Raw genomic sequence first — 381 nt, 5'->3', positions numbered from 1 at the left:
AAATTCCGCCAGTCGCCATGCGACCGCGGACGGGTTATAGGCCATAGAATGGGTCAGACCGCCCAGCAGAGAGATAACTGAAAGATCGCTGATTTCGCGCCACTTCAGATTGCTCATGCAGGCTTGCAGGGTTGCACCCCAGCCAACACCGATCGTCAGTCCGTCTTGCAGACGATCGGAGAGATAGCGCCCTGTGGCATGGCCGATGACCGCAGACAGACTGGCTTCCGACTGGTCAGAGGATGGCACAACAATCGCCTCAAACAATCCGAGGTGTTTCTCCAATGCCCGCTGTAATTTAATCAGCGGTTCCGCATGGGAATTGAGCGAGATTTGCACAATGCCTTCTTCGCGGGTTGCTGCCAGTAAGCGGAAAGCCTT

The 381-nt window shown here is 55.4% G+C and carries 1 protein-coding gene; it reads right to left on the bottom strand.

Going from position 1 to position 381, the window contains the following annotated elements; all coding sequences use genetic code 11:
* Positions 1 to 381 (bottom strand): sugar-binding domain-containing protein (locus tag HBA93_RS19165; RefSeq protein ID WP_286202069.1); only part of this gene is annotated, 381 nt, incomplete at both ends.

It is taken from the genome of Ochrobactrum sp. SFR4 (genome assembly GCF_019730395.1).
GTDB lineage: Bacteria > Pseudomonadota > Alphaproteobacteria > Rhizobiales > Rhizobiaceae > Pseudochrobactrum.
Note: the sequence above shows the minus strand (reverse complement) of the source record. Positions and strands in the feature narration are given on the sequence as shown.